Source organism: Acidobacteriota bacterium, assembly GCA_016700075.1.
In the GTDB taxonomy this organism is placed as follows: Bacteria; Acidobacteriota; Blastocatellia; order Pyrinomonadales; family Pyrinomonadaceae; genus OLB17.
On the sequence record CP065000.1, the window covers coordinates 707905 to 725233 of the forward strand.

Consider the following 17329-nt stretch of genomic DNA (forward strand, 5'->3'; position numbering starts at 1 on the left):
GTTCTAATGAATCAAAAGGAGTAATTATGAAAAGATCAATAGTTGTTTTTGCAGTTTTCCTGTTAGCAGCCGGGATCGCATCGGCTTATGTTTCGGACAATATTGCGGGCAAGTGGAACATCCTCGCACAGGCCGACGGCCAGACGATCGGAATAACCGCGACGATCAATGCTGACGGAGACAACTTTACCGGTTCGACGGCGTCCGATATTGGTACGGGCCAGATCCTAAACGGAAAGGTAACCGGCGACAAGTTCACGGCGACACTGAAAACTGAGGTTATGGGAGCCATCTATGAATTCGCAATGGAAGGAACCATTACGAAGGACGGTATGTCGGGTACATTCACGAACTCAAACTTCGGCTCGGTACCGTTCACAGCGACAAAAGCGAAGGACTAATTTCTCTTACTTCTGGGCTGCTTACCGTCGGTGAGGATCACGAAATCACCGATGCCCCTGTGTTTTTCGGGAACGAACATCGTAAATTCATCCTCGTATCGGGCGGTCACAACGGCCGCCTTAGTTTTTTTGCGATATTCAAGCAAATATTCCACGGTGCCCAGCCGGCTCTCAGTGTGAAAGGCCCCCACCAAATGAACGACCAGTGGACGCTTCTTAGATTTGAGAAAACCGTAGATCGAATGGGCCATCGTTGCATCCCAAAGGGCCTGCGACGAGAGAATGTTGCCCAAACCCATTTGTGCCTCGGGGCTCGGCCCCATCAACGCTTTGAACTTGGCCGCGTATCTCTCAGAAGGCTCGGAATAGGGCAATGGGGCCATCCATCGCTTTGCATCTTTTGAAAGCCCGTTCAATGATGTCCTGCCGTTGCGGGAAACCATGTTTATGTATCGCCGCGGAGCATTTGCGGCAATGACCGGAAGCCGCTTCTCTTTCGCCAATTCAACCAACGGCCTGTAGTCCCACTTGTAATTTCCCCACGGCCTCGAACTCAGCAGAAAATGCTGCTCCGATATCAGGCCAGACAAATATTCATCGACAACGATCTGAACGTCTCGCTCGAACATCTCCAGAGATAAAGCGATCTCTCTCGAAGAGCCGAATCTTTGGACTATCCGTCTGAAGATTTCTGCTTGGACTGCGTGTCCGACGGCGTCGTCGTGCATCTCGCCCAAGAAAATAACCTCGTTTGATTCACCTGCCGCTACGATATCTGTGACCGAACGGCTGTTTCCCAGAGCGTCAAAAACTCGAAATTGTGCCTCATCGTAGGCGATCTGCGAAAAAGTGCTTACAGAGGTTAACATTAGTGCCGCAAAAATGATCGTTCGCATAAACCAATTAATGTTAAGAATAGCGCAACTCGTATAGCTGCGATGCCTACAGATAACAAAAAATGGCGACTCCGGTTTACCGAAGCCGCCGTCAATATTTTTGTCAATAGATGTTCGGAAGGCTGACATTGTTTGTCGTCAGCCTTCCCTTTACCTCTATTCCAGACCCGTGAAGTCCACGTCAGTGAGAGTGTCATTGACGGTGACGACACGCGGGACAAAGCGGAAGTTGCGTGAATTGACCGTCATCACGAACGACTCGCCAACCGGCACTTCGTCGAATCGGTAGTAACCGAAGCTCGAAGTTACCGCACGGCGTACCACACCGTTAGCGTCCGTCATCGTGACCTCTGCGTTGCGGAGCGGAGCACCGGTCGACGTGAATACGCGTCCCGATACCTCGACTCCCGCAGCCGTGACCGGCAGCAGTTCGAGTCCCCAGCCGCAGATACCGCCGTTCTGCGTGTCGGGCCTCGGGAAGCCGCCGTCGTCTCTCACATACAGGCTCCATGTTCCGTTGGCGTTGATGCCGCCAAAGTTACCGAACATCGTCTGGCTGACCGGCCGTGCGACGGTCGATCCCGGCTCGACATACGGTCCTGCAGGTGCAGGTACCGGGAATGTCGTTACAGGGGTCTCCCAGTTCGTCGGCTGATAGACGCCGGTTGCAGGTGCAGTGCTGTTCGCCACGACCTGCGGAGCGGAGTCAGTAAAGGTCAGCGTCCTCGCGTCGTTCGGATTGATCGGGACCACGCCGCCTGCGTCTGCCATCAGGATGTATTTCGCTCCGTTCGGGCCTACAAGCAGGATGTCAACGTTGTCCGGTGAATTCGACCAGTAGTCGAACAGCGTCACACGTACGCGGAACAGGTTCGTCGTAGCGCCGTTGACGAATATCTGCGACGGATATGGCAGACCGATGCTGTTCTCGAAGATATCGATGCACTGCGTGTTCCTGAACTGGTTGGCAGTGTCATTGATGGTCAGAACGGCATCCGTGCCCGGACCGAGCGGCGGAGCACCGCCTGCAGGCCCGATGCCTGTTCCCACAGGATTCGAAAGCTGCAGGATGACTGTCTCAGGGCCTTCTGCAGAGATGTCTCCGCAGATCTGTACGTTTACGATCGCAGTCGTCTGGCGGCGGCAAAGTTGACCGTCTGGTTCGTTACTGTGATGTAATCCACCAGCAGCCCACAAGCCGCTCCGCCAAATGCCGTTCCCGGCAACGTGCTGAAATCAACACTTGCCGCTCCCGACGTGTCACCTGATCGGTTTAATGTGATCACTGCCGTATTCGGCTCGTCATCCATATACGTCGGCGAGCTGAAGAACACGAAGTTCGTCGGCGTTGGCGACGGGCTCGGCGACGGCGAAGGAGTTGGTGTCGGCGTTGGCGTCGGTGTTGGCGTCGGTGTTGGCGTCGGCGACGGTGTTGGCGTCGGCGTCGGTGTTGGCGTCGGTGTCGGTGTCGGCGTCGGTGTTGGCGTCGGTGTTGGCGACGGTGTTGGCGACGGTGTTGGCGTCGGTGTTGGCGTCGGTGTCGGTGTCGGCGTCGGTGTCGGTGTTGGCGACGGTGTTGGCGTCGGCGTCGGTGTTGGCGTCGGTGTTGGCGTCGGCGATTCGACAGGTGACGGGCTAGGCGTCGGCGAAGGCGTCGGGCCTGTCGGGCAGCTGATCTCGACCGTATCTATGCCGATATAGTTCGAGTTGTTGCCGGTTGGTCCGCCGTCCTCTACGAAATACCTGAATCCAAACCGTCCGGTCGTCGGCCCGCCAAGTCCCGTTACAGTTACCGTAAACTGCGTCCAGACTTCAGGATATACACCGCCGGTTTGATACGTCGGGTTGATATCAAGAAGCAGGTTGGTGAAATCACCAACCGATGTGGCGGTTGAGCCAACGTTCGTGCTTGTGCCCGCCGTGCTCATACGCACCTGCAGGCGATCGGGGAAAGGATTGTTGGTTGTTGTACGCGTCCAGAAGGACATCTGCACGCCGTTCTCAAGCGTGACCACTGGTGTAAGTAGCCAGTTGCTAAGCGTTGCGACGCCCGTTCCGTTGTTGAAATTCGCTCCGATATATGAATTTGGGTCTCCTGTATGCGACGGGAACACCGTTGGATTGCCCTGGAACCAACCAGTCGTCCCTGGACCCGGTTCTGACAGGTTCTGCAGTGACCAACCACCACCCGGAAGTGTTCCAACATCCTCGAATCCCTGAGTGAAAGGCGTGCAGGACGGCGACGGCCCAGGTGACGGGCTCGGTGACGGTGTTGGTGACGGTGACGGCGTCGGTGTCGGCGTTGGGCTTTCTGACGGTGACGGTGTCGGTGTTGGGGACGGTGTCGGCGTCGGGCTCGGAGTTGGCGTGCCTCCGCCTGTAGCACAAGTGTAGGTAAGAGAATCGATTCCTATAAAGTTCGAGTTGTCGCCGGTCGGTCCGCCGTTCTCGACAAAATAACGGAACGCGAGGCGTCCGTTCGTTGCGGTCGGCACTCCTGTAATATTGACCGTGAACTCGGTCCATACCTCAGGGTAAACACCGCCGGTGCTGTACGTGTCATTAATGTCGAGCAGTAAGGTAGTAAAGTCACCGACCGAAGTAGCTGACGACCCAACATTTACGCTCGTACCGTTCGTACTCATGCGTACTTGCAATCTATCGGGGAACGGATTGTTTGTCGTAGTTCTTGTCCAAAATTTCAACTGAGCCCCATTCTGTAGCTCGACAACGGGCGTAAAAAGCCAATTGCTGAGAGTTGAAGTTCCTGTACCGGCGTTGAAATTTGCTCCAATGTAGGAATTCGCCGCTCCGGCGTGGGACGGAAAAACGGTTGGGTTTCCTTGAAACCAATTGGTTGTCCCGGGACCGGGATCCGAAAGGTTTTGAAACGCCCATCCGGGGCCGGGCACGCTATCCGCGATGGTATCAAAACCCTCAGCAAGCGGCTGGCAGCCTCCCTGAGCCTCGACCGTGACCGACTGAAACATCGGAAACGAGGCCATACCAACAGTTACCAACAGACCGGCGATCATTAGAAGCACCGACCTAAATTGGAACTTATTTCTGGACTGAACTTTGTTAGACATAATTGACTCTTCCCTCACTTTAGGATCCTGCCGCTTGAAATGCGGCGAAATTGATATTGTTCCGAACGTAGCCCGATGCCATAACGCATCGGATTCTGCTGCGAATTTTCAGAAAATTTAATCCAAAGAACGGTAAATTCTAGACTGTTTTACCTATGCATGTCAAATGGCCGCGTGAATAAGCCCTTTAGTTGCTTTGACATAAAAAAGGCTGCCGTTCGGCAACCCTTATATTTGTCCAAGAGGTTGTACTGACGAAAACCTATTTCGCCGCGACCGACATTTTTGCCGATGCGAGATCGATAGCCTCCCTTGCCGCCTCCGCGTCCTCGGCGGTCATGGCAGACGCGGCCGCTGCCTTTTCCGCAGCGTCCTTTTCCTGCCGTGCTGCATCGAGATCGACATCATCAGACGTCGCCGCAGCATCAACAAGCAAAGAAACCTTGTCGCTGTTCACTTCGACAAATCCTGAGGCCACGGCCAATTTTCCGCTGAGGCTCTTGCCGGAATAGCTGACCACGCCCGGACGCACTGCCGAAACCAACGGAGCATGAGCCGGCATTATGCCCACCTCACCCGAAACCGTAGGCACACTGACGGTGTCCACTTCGGCCTCAAGAACCTTCTTTTCCGGTGTTACGATCTCTAATTTCAACATATATCCGAACGCCGGCGATTACGGCGCAATCGCACTTGTTATCAGGACTAGGCTCCGGCTGCCATTTTCTTGGCCTTTTCACGTGCCTGTTCGATCGTGCCGACCATGTAGAAGGCCTGCTCTGGCATGTCGTCACATTCACCTTCGAGGATCTCTCTAAAGCCCTTGATGGTATCTTCGACCTTTACGTACTCGCCCTTAAGACCGGTGAACTGTTCACCGACCGTAAACGGCTGCGAGAAAAAGCGTTGGATCTTTCGAGCACGGGAAACGGTGAGTTTGTCGTCCTCGCTGAGTTCGTCGAGCCCAAGGATGGCGATGATATCCTGCAGGTCTTTGTACCGCTGCAGGATCTTCTTGACCTGCTGTGCGGTGTTGTAATGCTCATCACCGACGATCTGCGGGTCCAAAATGCGGGAGTTTGACGCCAACGGATCGACCGCGGGATAGATACCCAGCTCCACGATCTGACGCGACAGAGCCGTGACAGCGTCGAGGTGAGCGAACGTTGTTGCCGGTGCGGGATCGGTATAATCGTCGGCGGGCACGTAAACGGCTTGGATCGAAGTGATAGCACCGGTCTTGGTCGATGTGATGCGTTCCTGCATCTCGCCCATTTCCGTTGCGAGGTTCGGCTGGTAGCCCACAGCGGACGGCATGCGGCCGAGCAGTGCCGACACTTCGGAACCTGCCTGCGTGAATCGGAAAATGTTATCCACGAAGAACAGCACGTCGTTGCCCTGATCGCGGAAATACTCAGCCACGGTCAACCCCGACAGCGCGACGCGAAGGCGTGCTCCCGGCGGTTCGGTCATCTGGCCGTAGATGAGCGACACTTTCGAATTTTTGATGGCCTCCATATCGACCTTTGAGAGGTCGAAGGCGCCGGTTTCTTCGAAATGGTGCGTGAAGGCGTCGCCGTATGTAATGACCTTGGATTCGACCATTTCGCGGAGCAGGTCGTTGCCTTCGCGGGTGCGTTCGCCGACTCCGGCAAAGACCGAAAAGCCGTCGCGTCCTTTTGCGACGTTGTTGATCAGCTCCATGATGAGGACCGTCTTGCCGACGCCGGCACCGCCGAACAGGCCGATCTTGCCGCCGCGTAAGAATGGCTGCACCAGGTCGATGACCTTGATGCCCGTTTCAAACATCTCGAGGCGTGTTGACTGCTCGTCAAAGCCCGGAGCGTGGCGGTGAATCGGATATGTGACCTCAGACGATACCTCGCCGAGTTCATCCACAGGCTCGCCGATGACGTTCATCACGCGGCCAAGCGTAGGTGCACCGACGGGCACGCTGATCGGTCCGCCTAGGTCGATCACCTTCATTCCGCGGACCATACCGTCCGTCGGGAGCATCGACACCGCGCGCACGCGGCCCTCGCCGAGGTGCTGCTGAACCTCTGCGACGACGTCGATGTTTTCGCCGTCAAAGCCTTCGCTTACGATGCGGAGTGCCTGATATATAGGCGGAAGATAATTGTCTGAAAATTCAACGTCAACAACGGGTCCGATGATCTGTACGACCTTGCCCACGGGCCCTGCTTTTTCGTTAGCCATTATTTATAGAATGCTCCTGAATAGATGGTAAATATCGTTAAAATAACAAAGCAGTAAGGATAACACACGACCAAACGACACGCAAAACTGACCGCACGGCAAAATAATTGACCGCCGCCGCCGCGATCTTGACCGCAGAATAGCGATATTTTTACCGAAAACACCCACAATTTGTACCGCATATTTTTCGAATCTCGTATTTCGCGCTGTAAGCGGAGATCTCAGATTATGTCACGTAAGCCGAATAGAGATGAGTGATGAGTGATGAGTGGTCGGTGGTCAATGGTCGGTTGTCGGGACGCAGGCTGCCAGCCTGCATCTGATCTGCGGAGTTGCAAAAGCCCGCGCGTGAGCAAGGGCGATATCCGGAACACAGACCGAGACAAAAGACGCCTCGGAGAAGGTACTTGCATTCATTCGTCCCAGGTCGAGGTTCGCTATCGCCCTTGCTGACGCGCGGGCTTCGGCAAAGCCGGCCTAACGTAGTGCCGCGAGCCCCACACGCTACACAGGCTGGCAGCCTGCAACCCGACTCTCCGCTCTCCTCTCTCTTGACGGTTGGCGGGCGTTGAAGTATCGTCAGTTCAAGCACCATACTTGACGAGGCGTGTTTTAATTTGCGCGATCAGAAAAAGCTCGAACTCCCGCCGCAGGGCCTGAACGTCCTTTTCGGCGTCCACGACCAGAACATCAAATACCTCGAGTCGCTGCTCGATGTGAACATCGGCGCACGCGGCAACGAATTGCTCATCGACGGCGACCCTCGCGATATCGAGACCGTCGAACGCATACTCTCGGATTTCGGCGATCTGTTTGACGAGGGCAACACGTTCTCGGACAAGGAACTGAAGGACGCTTTCAAACAGATCGCCGAGGACCGTGCGTATTCGCTGAAGGACCATTTTCAGCGTTCGCGTTTTAACCCTTCGGGCAAGAAAACGGTCGCACCCAAGACGGCGAATCAACGCAAATATCTGGACGCCATCGCAAGCAAGGACCTCGTTTTCGGCATCGGCGTGGCGGGCACGGGCAAGAGCTTTTTGGCGGTCGCGATGGCCGTTGACGCTCTGTTCAAAAAACAGGTCAGCCGCATCATCCTGACGCGGCCCGCCGTCGAGGCAGGCGAGCGGCTCGGCTTTCTGCCGGGCGACCTTCAAGACAAGGTCGATCCTTACTTAAGGCCGCTTTACGACGCACTCTTCGACCTTGTTGACGCCGAAAAGGTCACGAAAATGCTCGAAAAACGCATTATCGAGATCGCCCCGCTGGCATTTATGCGCGGCCGGACGCTGTCTGACGCATTCATCATCCTCGACGAGGCACAGAACACCACTAGCGAGCAGATGAAAATGTTCCTGACGCGAATCGGCTTCGGGTCAAAGGCCGTCGTCACCGGCGACAAAACGCAGATCGACCTTCCGCGCGGCCAAAAGAGCGGCCTGAAAGAGGCCGAACACGTGCTCGGCGGGCTCGAGGGCATCGATTTTGTCTACTTTTCGGAAAAGGATGTCGTCCGCCACAAACTCGTCCAAATGATCGTCCTGGCATATGAGAAACACTCCGCCGAAAATCAGCCGCCGGAATGATCGACGTCGTAAATCTCCAACGCAAAGTAAAACTCGACACCGCCGGCATTCGTGCATTCGCGGCTTCCCTGCCGGACTTTGCTTCGGAAGCGAGCGGCAAGACCTTCACCGTTGCGTTCGTCTCAGACAAGAGAATGAGGCAGTTGAATGAATTCTTTCGCGGCAAAGATGCGACGACCGATGTGCTGTCGTTCCCGCACGAACCTGATGAATTCGATCTGACCACCGACCACCGACCGCCTACCCCTGACTTCTTGGGCGACATCGTCATCTCCGCCGAACAGGCGGAACGACAAGCTAAAGAAAACAAACTAAGCCTCGAACTCGAGATCAAACAGCTTATACTCCACGGCTTGCTCCACCTCTGCGGCTACGACCACGAGACGGACAACGGCGAGATGAACGCCCGCGAACTTGAGCTCCGTGATAGACTCGGAATAAATGGCTGAATCAACGAAAACCGCAGAACCTTGCGTGATGGTCATATTCGGTGCGACCGGCGACCTGACTAAACGCAAACTGCTGCCCGCGTTGTATAACCTCGCAAGGCAGGATTTTCTGCCGCACTCGTTTGCGATAGTCGGTGTCGGGCGTCAGGAGATGACGACCGAGGAATTTCGCGAACAGATGGCGGGGCATCTGGAAGAATTCGTCGGAAAGCAATCAGTTGGGACGCAGGCTGCCAGCCTGCAAAAGGAAGACAAAGAGGAGCAGACTGGCAGTCTGCGATTCGACGACAAACTTATCAATTGGCTGCTCGACCGCACGTATTACACAGGCGGCGATTTTGACGATGATAAGAAGCTATTTGGCGATCTGAAGGAATTGCTGGGAGAAGTTACGGCCGCACATCAGATACCGGACAACTACTTTTTCTATATGGCGACGCCGCCCGACCTTTTTGCGAATGTGACGCAAAAGGTCGTGAAGAATGGCCTCGGCAAAGAGGAGAACGGTAACTGGCGGCGTTTTGTTTACGAGAAGCCTTTCGGAACGGACCTGCCTTCTGCCGAAGCTCTGAACCAGAAACTGTTGCGGCTGATCAAAGAACGCCAGATCTACCGCATCGATCATTATCTGGGCAAGGAAACGGTGCAGAACATCTTAGTCTTCCGTTTCGGAAACAGCATTTTCGAGCCGATCTGGAACCGCAATTTCGTCGATCACGTGCAGATAACCGTGGCAGAAAAGCTAGGCGTCGAACAGCGTGGCGGATATTACGATTCGGCGGGTGCCTTGCGCGATATGATCCCGAATCATATTTTGCAGCTTGTCACGCTAACAGCGATGGAACCGCCCGTTTCGTTCGAGGCAGATTCTGTGCGTGACGAGCAGGCGAAGATCCTGCAGGCGATACAGCCGTTCTCACCTGAGGACGTTTTGAAATGTGCCATTCGGGGCCAATACGGCGAAGGTGAGATCGGCGGAACTGCGGTTTCGGCGTATCGCGATGAAGAGCGCGTCGCTCCGGCGTCGAATACCGAGACCTTTGCCGCGCTCAAACTTTCGATCGACAACTGGCGCTGGGCGGACGTACCTTTCTACGTTCGCACGGGCAAGCGGCTTTCCACGCGGCATTCGAGCATCGTTATTCAGTTCAAAAAGGCTCCGTTCATGCTATTTCGTGAAACGGGCATCGAACGTCTGACCACGAACCGCATTGTCATACATATACAGCCCGACGAAGGCATCACGCTGCATTTCGGTGCGAAAATACCGGGCCCTGTGGTGAATATGGGCCCGGTCGATATGGACTTTAATTATCTCGATCATTTCGGCGAGCAGGTCTCGACGGGTTACGAACGCCTGCTCTACGACTGCATGATCGGCGACGCGACCTTGTTTCAGCGTGCCGATATGGTCGAGGCCGGCTGGCGCATCGTGCAGCCTGTGATCGACGTCTGGAAGGCATTGCCCGCACGCGATTTCCCGAACTACGCCGCGGGAAGCTGGGGCCCCGCGGAGGCCGACGCGTTCATGAATACGGACGGCCGACGCTGGATCAACGAGCTGAAATAGCAGCTACTCGATCGCCGTAAAATCAGCGTCATTGATCGGATCGGTAACCGACAGGATCCTATCCGCCGGCGAGAATCGCCACTGACGGCTCTTTGCGGACAGAACATAATTCCGTCCTGCTGCGACGTTCTCGATGACGTAGTAACCGAAGCTGTTGGTCAGCACACGCCGCACGTTGCCGTCGGTATCGGCGATCTCGATCGTAACCTGCTGCACAGGCCGTCCGTCCGCGGTCAGGACACGCCCCGAAACGCTCACGCCTGCAGATGTCGGCGTGAAATTCACAGGGAAAAACTCCGACGTATTGTTCCCCGCATCGGTTGCGGTCGCTGTGATGTAGTCGCCGAACGCAAACTCAATTGCGGCCGCATTGCCGAGGTTTAGCTGTTTGAAACCGCCTCCGAAATCGGCCACCGTGTAACGGGCTGATCCGAGGAACGACTTCCCCTCTCCTGTCATATCGGATTTGAAGAACTCGATATACAGCCCATCGGCGCCGTAGCTAGAGAACGCCGGGTTGGAATCAACACGATACGTAACGATCAGGTCGCCGCTGCCGTCGATGTTGTAATTGCTGATCTCGGGGAAATTCTGCAGCCGGTTCGGCCCTTCGTCCGGATCGCCGGGATCGTTAGGCGTCAGTCCGGCCGGCCCTATGTCGATCCCCAGCAGAGTATTCGAAAAGATATTGTTCCTTTCAATTCTGTTCCCGGTTCCTGCGGTCGGTTGCAGCACGATACCGTTTTGGCCGTTGTGAGCGATGGTGTTGCCGAACGAAACGGGAGCGCTGCCCAGGTTGCGTCCCGGCTCTTCTTCGCTGACACCGCCGATGATGTTGCTGCCGGAGCCGAAGTTCAATGAGACCCCTGAACCACCGTTTGCGATTGGCGTCCCATTCGGCATTACGCCGACGAAATTGCCGACAACTGTATTCGAAAAGCCCGAGCTGATGCGGATAGCGTCATTGAAATTGCCGCCAATGATATTCGCGTAGTCAAAACACAAAGGCCCTGTGCAGTTCGATGGGTCGATGCCGATGATGTTATTACTCGAGTTCTCAACGACGATACCCGAAGCATTTGGAAGGACGAGGGGTGCCGTTCTTTGTATCCCGATACGATTTCCCTGAACAAGATTTCCTGACGACCCTTCGGATATAGTTAGCCCCGGACCGCTTGTGTTGCCCGAGATGGTGTTTCCGACATTTGTACCGTTGTTGCCGGACAGCGTTCCGCCGATGGTATTACTTGAAGAACCTCCCAATATGGCGATTCCCGACACGCCGTTCGGGACTGCAGCGGTCCCTAATGCATTGGTTCCGATGCTGTTTCCTGCGATGGTATTGCTGTCAGACGGCCCGTTGCCGAGGTCGTTCAATTCAATACCGATGCCGCTGTTGCCGGAGATCAAGTTGCTGAGTATTTCATGTCCGGAAGCACTTTGCATAAGGATGCCGCGTACGTTCGGAAGGGCGGATTGTCCGCTTTCATTCGTACCGATACGGTTGCCGTCGATAGTGATGCCGTATTGAACGCCTCGGATATGCACACCGTCCAGATTGCCGGAGATCAGGTTTTGCGAAACATTCAGGTTCGATATGTCTGATCCCTCTTCGACCAGGATCCCGGTCACATTCGGCATTGTCGAATTTCCGCTGATGTCTGTGCCGATACGGTTGAACGATATCGTCGTATTAGAAACGCTCTGCCCTGAAGGCGGCGAGACAGCTACGCCTATTTCGTTGTTTGAAATGACGTTTCTCTGGTTCGGCAACCCGCCAATGGTATTCGACGCGCCGCCGAGTAGCCATATACCGAATTCATTGGCCCGTGAAGGAGAGCCGGAGCTTCCATTTATATCGGTGCCGATGAGATTGTTGATGATGGTATTGCCGGAAGCTCCCGGCGCGATCGCAATTCCGGCACTGCCCGACGAATCGGTCGATCGGTGGCCCGATATAACGTTCCGCTCCTCAAATGAACCGCCGATCTGATTTGAACTGCCGGAGAACAGACGGATCCCGGCAATTTGATTGCGGGCGTTCGTGCTGCCGTCGGGGAGCAGGCCGATCAGGTTTCCAAGTATGCGATTGCCGTTAGAACGGATGTCGATCCCGTATTGCAGATTGCCCGAAATGTTGTTGCCGCCATCGCCAAATCTGCCGCCAATTACGTTGTTGGAGGAGCCTGTCGTCAACAGTATTCCCTCATCATTCGGTATGGTCACGCTGCCCGAACGGCTGATGCCGATGTTATTGTTCGCGACCACAACATTTTGGATGCTGGTCGATGCCGCGGACCCGAGCTGAACGCCGTTGCTACAGCCGCCGATTGTATTTCCGTTGATCGAGGCTCCCTGCACTCTGCCACCCACCAGAATACCGCTACCCGCGATCGCTCCCGGCGAAGTTTCGCCGTCCGAGTTAATGCAGATATAACTGTTCTCAACCGTTAACTCGCGATACTGATCCGTTCCGCCGCCGAGCTGGATCATGCTGTTGCTGAAACGGTTCACCGTCAGTCCGTTGATCTTGACCTCGCTTGCCCCGACACGGATTCCCGTGCCCAAAGAACCGGCGTCGCCGCGTATCTCGATCAGCGGCGTGCCGCTGTAGCCGGGCTGAGAGCGGCCGAGGATCGACGCTTTTTCACTGATCGTCGGGAGAAGTGTCAAAGGCGAAATAGTATGGACTCCTGTTCCGGGAATATCGAAAAGAATAATGTCGAAGCCGGGGCTCGCGTTCGCCTGTTCAATGGCGGCACGCAGCGTACACTGCAGGCCGGTGTTCGACGTATCGATATCACAGACGCCGTCCGCCGTATTCTCGTCGGGTTCATCGCCGGTCGAATTCACAACAATCGATGTCAGACACTGGCCGCCTTCCTTGCGTGCCTCAATGAGCTCACGCTGGTTACATTCGCCCGCTATACAGGAAAATTCCGATGTCCTGCCGTTCTCGTCAGTCGCCGTTGAGCTGATCTTCTGTCCCGGCGGGACGATTCCGGGCGATGTGAAGTTTATTTCGGCAAAACCGTTCCCGTCCGTCGTGACGACCACCGAACCGATCAGGCCCTGGCCTTCGCCATAATTTGTAGGATCTGCAAAGACGTTCTGATAAAAGTCGATCAGATATGTCGAAACGGGCTGTGCGCTGATGGTTCCTGTCACCGTGACCGTGCCGTCGCCGTTGAAAGTCGGTTCGTCGAGCTCGGGAAAATTCTGCAGACCATTCCCACCGGTATCGAGATCGCCGCAGTCATTTGGCGTTACTCCATCGGGCAGCGTCGCCGTGTCGGCGAGGTCGATACCAAGGCCGCCGTTATCGCGTATGGAATTTCCGCGAATGCTGACGTCGCCGACGGGAGCGTTTGGAATTCCGATGTCGTAAACAAAGACACCTGCGCGACCGTTATGGGCGATCGCGTTTGGATTTCCCCCAACCACACCCCCGACGTTGGTTTTGCCCGGACCGGTTACAACGACGCCCGAGCCGCTATTACCGAGAGCATCGCCATCTCGGTTTAGTCCAATGAAATTACCAAAGATATTTACCGTACCGCCAAAATTACGGATGAATACGCCGTCGCCCCGAGTTCCTTGATTGAAAGTGTCGCTGGTCGCTGCGGATATGATATTTCGTTCGCCCGGCTGGCCGCCGCCTATTTCGACAAATGTTCCGAGAGCGACAAATACATTGATATTGGCTGATTGCGTGCCTCCGACACCGTTTGAGATCGCTGACAACCCGTCAGACGAAGTGCCGAAACGATTACCTGTGAATCGAAATGTCCCGCCAACCTCTTGGGGTTGGTGAAATCCACCGCCGACGTAATTTCCCGAAACCAGATTTCCGCCGGAAATGAAACCTCCGTTTCCATCCGGAAAGCTTCCTCCAAACAAGAATGATCCGAAGAACGAATTGAACCCAAAGAAATTGGGAAGTGCAGCAGTTCCTGCCTTATTGGTGCCGATGTAATTATTAAAAATTAACGCGGGGCCGAATCCCGACTTATAGACGCCACCGCCGCCGAGATTTTGCGTGCGGTTGCCGGATACCAAGTTACAAAAACCCGTACAGGCCTCCCAATCCGAGGTGCCGCCGGGCGAACCGACGACCGAAAAGTCTATCGAACTCGTTCCCATCCAGACCGTATCGGTGACGATGCAAAAACCGGAGCATCCATTCCGCTGATCGTTCGGGATCGCTATATTGCCTGTGATATCGGTTCCTATCTCATTCCCGGCAACGATGCACGAGCCACTCTGCGGGGTGCCGTAGGAGAAATTGAACGCACAGTGAACCGCATTTTCGCCATTATCAGAGATAGTATTTCTGCCTTCAGCTGTGATGGAGCCTATGAATGTATTCAAATTTCCTGCCGAGGAAACACCGGTACCACAGTTACCAAGCGGACCGTTACCAGCGAGGTTCGTTCCGATCAGATTACCCTTTATCCGGTTGTTATCGACGATCAATTGGCCAAATTCCAGCTCGATCAGGGTCTCGATACCGACACCAACACCAAGGCATCGATTTAGTACAGGCACGTCGAATCCATTGGCTGAAATGACGTTGTATGAACCGGGCTCATCGCCGCCAACGACGTTGTTGATACCCATCAGCAAGACGCCCTGATCGTTGCCTAACCGCTGCAAACCAGTTATATCCGTACCGATGAAATTTCCTTTTACCTCCGATTCGTTACCGGCTGTGATCGCAAGGCCTGCGCCTGACAGCGAGCCCGGAATGCTGCCCGCAAGCCCATTCCCGGAAATTAGGTTGCGAGATGCGGGAAGGTTGCCGCCAACAGTGTTCAGGTCAGAATCATAAATTAGAACGCCCGTCGCTTCGTTCGGCTGCTCTACTGACCCGGTGACGTCTGTCCCTAGAAAATTGCCCTCGACGAGATTGCTGTGCACATTGGGAAAGCTATTCGTCGTAAATATCGCGATGCCGTTTCCTTCGATCAGTTGACCGTTTCCGCCATTTGTCGCGGGCATACTGTTAATGACAAGGCCGCGAACGACAGAGTTTGTTGTTTTCATCGAAAGGCCGTTCTTCGTTCCCGGCCCTGCGTCGCCTCGGATCTCGATGATCGGCGAACCAGTAAAACCAGGCTGCGTTGTGCCGTCGATCGTCACGGTTCCGTAGATATCTTCCAGGTCGATGACAAAATTGATCGTCTGATGACCGCCGCCGCCGATGTTAAACGCAATGACACTTGGTCCGAGATCAACGTTAGCCAGAAACACTGCTCGACGCAGAGTGCAGAGTCCCGGTGTATTACAATCGCCGCCCCCTGAGCTGTTGGAGTCGACAACGTAAACATTTGCCGGAGCGGTCATCAGAACCTGAGCGTTGCCGTTCTCGCTTAATACAAGCAAGTCCTTAAGTCCGTCAGGATTTAGCCTCATCGGCAGGACGGCGGAAGGCGAGTTCCCGCTCTCGATCGTGAACACATTCGCCCGCGATGCGTTTTCGCGTGCTCCCGTTTTCGCGACGATATGGAGTTGCCCGGAAGCGGCATCCGCGAAGATCAGATCGTCGAAACCGGAATCAGAAACCGCGGCTTTCACCAGTTTCGCACCGCTGCCGGCGAATGATGCGATCGCAAGCCTTGCGTCCGTTACGAGCGTCGTGCGGACGAATTCACGAAACGGAACGGGCTGAGCGGCGAGGTTCTTTTCGAATAGTTCCTTGCGGAGCCGTTCCCGTTCCTTCGTCTTTTGAGTCTCGGCGGTGACATAAGCATCTTTCTCGGATTCGCTGAGCGATCCGAGGTGGGCATTGCGTTCAGCCATGCGTTCCTCGGCCAATTTCTGTATGTCGTTGCCGTAGCGGCCGCGGTCGCCCATCAACAATCCCATTTCTTCGGCCTGTTCTGCGGTTTGCGGAAGTGTTGATTTGAGAACAGCTACATCGCGCACGCGTTCATTCGATTCGAGTTGATCACCGGCGGGGACAAAGTTCGTGCCTCGTGCGTTGTCAGGTAAGGCCGCACCGTCGGGCCGCGTTTTCGGCGCACGGGGTCGCGGTTCGAGGAGTTCGATGTTTCCCGTTCCATCGAGGATCGCGATGCTGTCATTGCGACCTTCAGTAAAACGGCCTACTGAGATCGCACGGATGTTTGAGTTCAAACGGATCGACTGTGTTACGGCATCGGGGCGGCGAACACCTGCAGACATATCAAGCGGATATGGTTGCCCGCGTCCGTGGTGAATCGCCAGCACATTGCCGCACGCCGCGGCGACGTCATAATAGGAATCGCCGTCCAGACGGCCGATGGCCAGCGATGTCGCTTCGGCAGGAAGTTGATGAATTTCGGGTTTGCGGGCGAAGGCTCCTTCGGGATGCTCATAGACCATCAGCCGCGGGCCTTCTTTCGTAACGGCGGCTACCGCCAGGTCAGCTTGTCCGTCAGGACGACCGATCTCGCCAATGGTGATCGAGGTAATACGTCCGCCAACCTCGAACGGCTGCGGCAGGCCAAGATTACCGCGGCCGTCGCCCGCGAGGACGAAAAACCTGTCGCTGTTTCTTGAGGCAATTACAACATCGGCGTGACCGTCGGCGTTCACATCGCCCGTTTCAACGAAATCAGGGGCGAAACCGAGCATTACCTCGGCTATAGTTTCGGTGAAAGGCGAGTCAGCGGCGACGCCTGCGAGCCTTTTTTGTTTAGCTTCCGGAGAATTCGGATAGATCGTGTCCGCAGTGCCGCGGACCATGTGTATTGCCCCTGACGCGGTGACCGCGACGATATCCGTAACGCCGTCGGAATCGAGATCCGCCGATGCAGCGGCTTTCACGCCCGAAAGCGCACTTTCAGCCGCGGCGGCAAAACGCGGTTCCTCGAAATTAACGTGCGGAAAGCCGGGCTTGCTGCCGTCAGCGGCCTTTGCGACAACAGGACCGACTTTCGCCGTGCTGCCGTCAGAAACTGTCGCCGAAACAATAGAACTCAGGTTTTCGTATGAAAAAGACCCCAAAACGGCCAATGAAGCCGTCACAATCGCTATTGCCGATAAAAACTTACGCATAACATCCTCCGAAACTGTCTCTTACCTAATAGGGCGAGAATTTTCGGAGGATGCGCTAAGGCCTACGACGAAAAATTTTC

General features: G+C 55.2%; 10 protein-coding genes. 4 read left to right on the plus strand and 6 right to left on the minus strand.

Going from position 1 to position 17329, the window contains the following annotated elements:
* Positions 1–26 precede the first annotated feature (26 nt).
* Positions 27–401 (plus strand): hypothetical protein, encoded by a 375-nt coding sequence (locus tag IPM50_03390; GenBank protein ID QQS33640.1) that lies wholly within the window; start codon positions 27–29, stop codon positions 399–401.
* Here the strand turns inward: IPM50_03390 and IPM50_03395 are convergent.
* The 5 genes from IPM50_03395 to atpD form a co-directional block, all read right to left on the minus strand.
* Positions 398–1297 (minus strand): ChaN family lipoprotein, encoded by a 900-nt coding sequence (locus IPM50_03395; GenBank protein QQS33641.1) that lies wholly within the window; start codon positions 1295–1297, stop codon positions 398–400. The genes IPM50_03390 and IPM50_03395 overlap by 4 nt on opposite strands.
* A gap of 156 nt (positions 1298–1453) precedes the next feature.
* A complete protein-coding gene (locus IPM50_03400) occupies positions 1454–2347 on the minus strand; it encodes a carboxypeptidase regulatory-like domain-containing protein (protein QQS33642.1) in 894 nt (297 codons plus the stop codon).
* Positions 2348–2415: 68 nt separating this feature from the next.
* Positions 2416–4386, minus strand: a complete 1971-nt coding sequence (locus IPM50_03405) for a choice-of-anchor J domain-containing protein (GenBank protein QQS33643.1) — start codon at positions 4384–4386, stop codon at positions 2416–2418.
* 262 nt (positions 4387–4648) lie between these two features.
* The gene (gene atpC, locus IPM50_03410; protein QQS33644.1) at positions 4649–5044 is read right to left on the minus strand and encodes an ATP synthase F1 subunit epsilon; all 396 of its coding nucleotides are present in this window, start codon (positions 5042–5044) and stop codon (positions 4649–4651) included.
* Between the two features lie 47 nt (positions 5045–5091).
* The gene (gene atpD, locus IPM50_03415) at positions 5092–6603 is read right to left on the minus strand and encodes a F0F1 ATP synthase subunit beta (protein ID QQS33645.1); all 1512 of its coding nucleotides are present in this window, start codon (positions 6601–6603) and stop codon (positions 5092–5094) included.
* Positions 6604–7220: 617 nt separating this feature from the next.
* Here atpD and IPM50_03420 point away from each other — a divergent pair.
* From IPM50_03420 to zwf, 3 genes are read left to right on the plus strand one after another with little or no spacing between them, the layout of a single operon-like run.
* Positions 7221–8189 (plus strand): PhoH family protein, encoded by a 969-nt coding sequence (locus tag IPM50_03420; GenBank protein QQS33646.1) that lies wholly within the window; start codon positions 7221–7223, stop codon positions 8187–8189.
* Positions 8186–8638, plus strand: coding sequence for an rRNA maturation RNase YbeY (gene ybeY, locus IPM50_03425; protein QQS33647.1), 453 nt, complete (start codon positions 8186–8188; stop codon positions 8636–8638). The genes IPM50_03420 and ybeY overlap by 4 nt, the downstream gene beginning before the upstream one ends.
* The gene (gene zwf / locus IPM50_03430; GenBank protein ID QQS33648.1) at positions 8631–10208 is read left to right on the plus strand and encodes a glucose-6-phosphate dehydrogenase; all 1578 of its coding nucleotides are present in this window, start codon (positions 8631–8633) and stop codon (positions 10206–10208) included. Before ybeY ends, zwf begins: the two co-directional genes overlap by 8 nt.
* Before the next feature lie 3 nt (positions 10209–10211).
* Here the strand turns inward: zwf and IPM50_03435 are convergent, their stop codons facing one another.
* Positions 10212–17249, minus strand: coding sequence for a CSLREA domain-containing protein (locus tag IPM50_03435; GenBank protein ID QQS33649.1), 7038 nt, complete (start codon positions 17247–17249; stop codon positions 10212–10214).
* Positions 17250–17329 lie beyond the last annotated feature (80 nt).

What these genes read in the sequence shown, in the direction of transcription:
- IPM50_03390 (QQS33640.1), top strand. Translation starts at nt 27, where the DNA reads ATGAAAAGATCAATAGTTGTTTTTGCAGTTTTCCTGTTAGCAGCCGGG.
- IPM50_03395 (QQS33641.1), bottom strand. Translation starts at nt 1,297, where the DNA reads ATGCGAACGATCATTTTTGCGGCACTAATGTTAACCTCTGTAAGCACT.
- IPM50_03405 (QQS33643.1), bottom strand. Translation starts at nt 4,386, where the DNA reads ATGTCTAACAAAGTTCAGTCCAGAAATAAGTTCCAATTTAGGTCGGTG.
- atpC (QQS33644.1), bottom strand. Translation starts at nt 5,044, where the DNA reads ATGTTGAAATTAGAGATCGTAACACCGGAAAAGAAGGTTCTTGAGGCC.
- atpD (QQS33645.1), bottom strand. Translation starts at nt 6,603, where the DNA reads ATGGCTAACGAAAAAGCAGGGCCCGTGGGCAAGGTCGTACAGATCATC.
- ybeY (QQS33647.1), top strand. Translation starts at nt 8,186, where the DNA reads ATGATCGACGTCGTAAATCTCCAACGCAAAGTAAAACTCGACACCGCC.
- zwf (QQS33648.1), top strand. Translation starts at nt 8,631, where the DNA reads ATGGCTGAATCAACGAAAACCGCAGAACCTTGCGTGATGGTCATATTC.
- IPM50_03435 (QQS33649.1), bottom strand. Translation starts at nt 17,249, where the DNA reads ATGCGTAAGTTTTTATCGGCAATAGCGATTGTGACGGCTTCATTGGCC.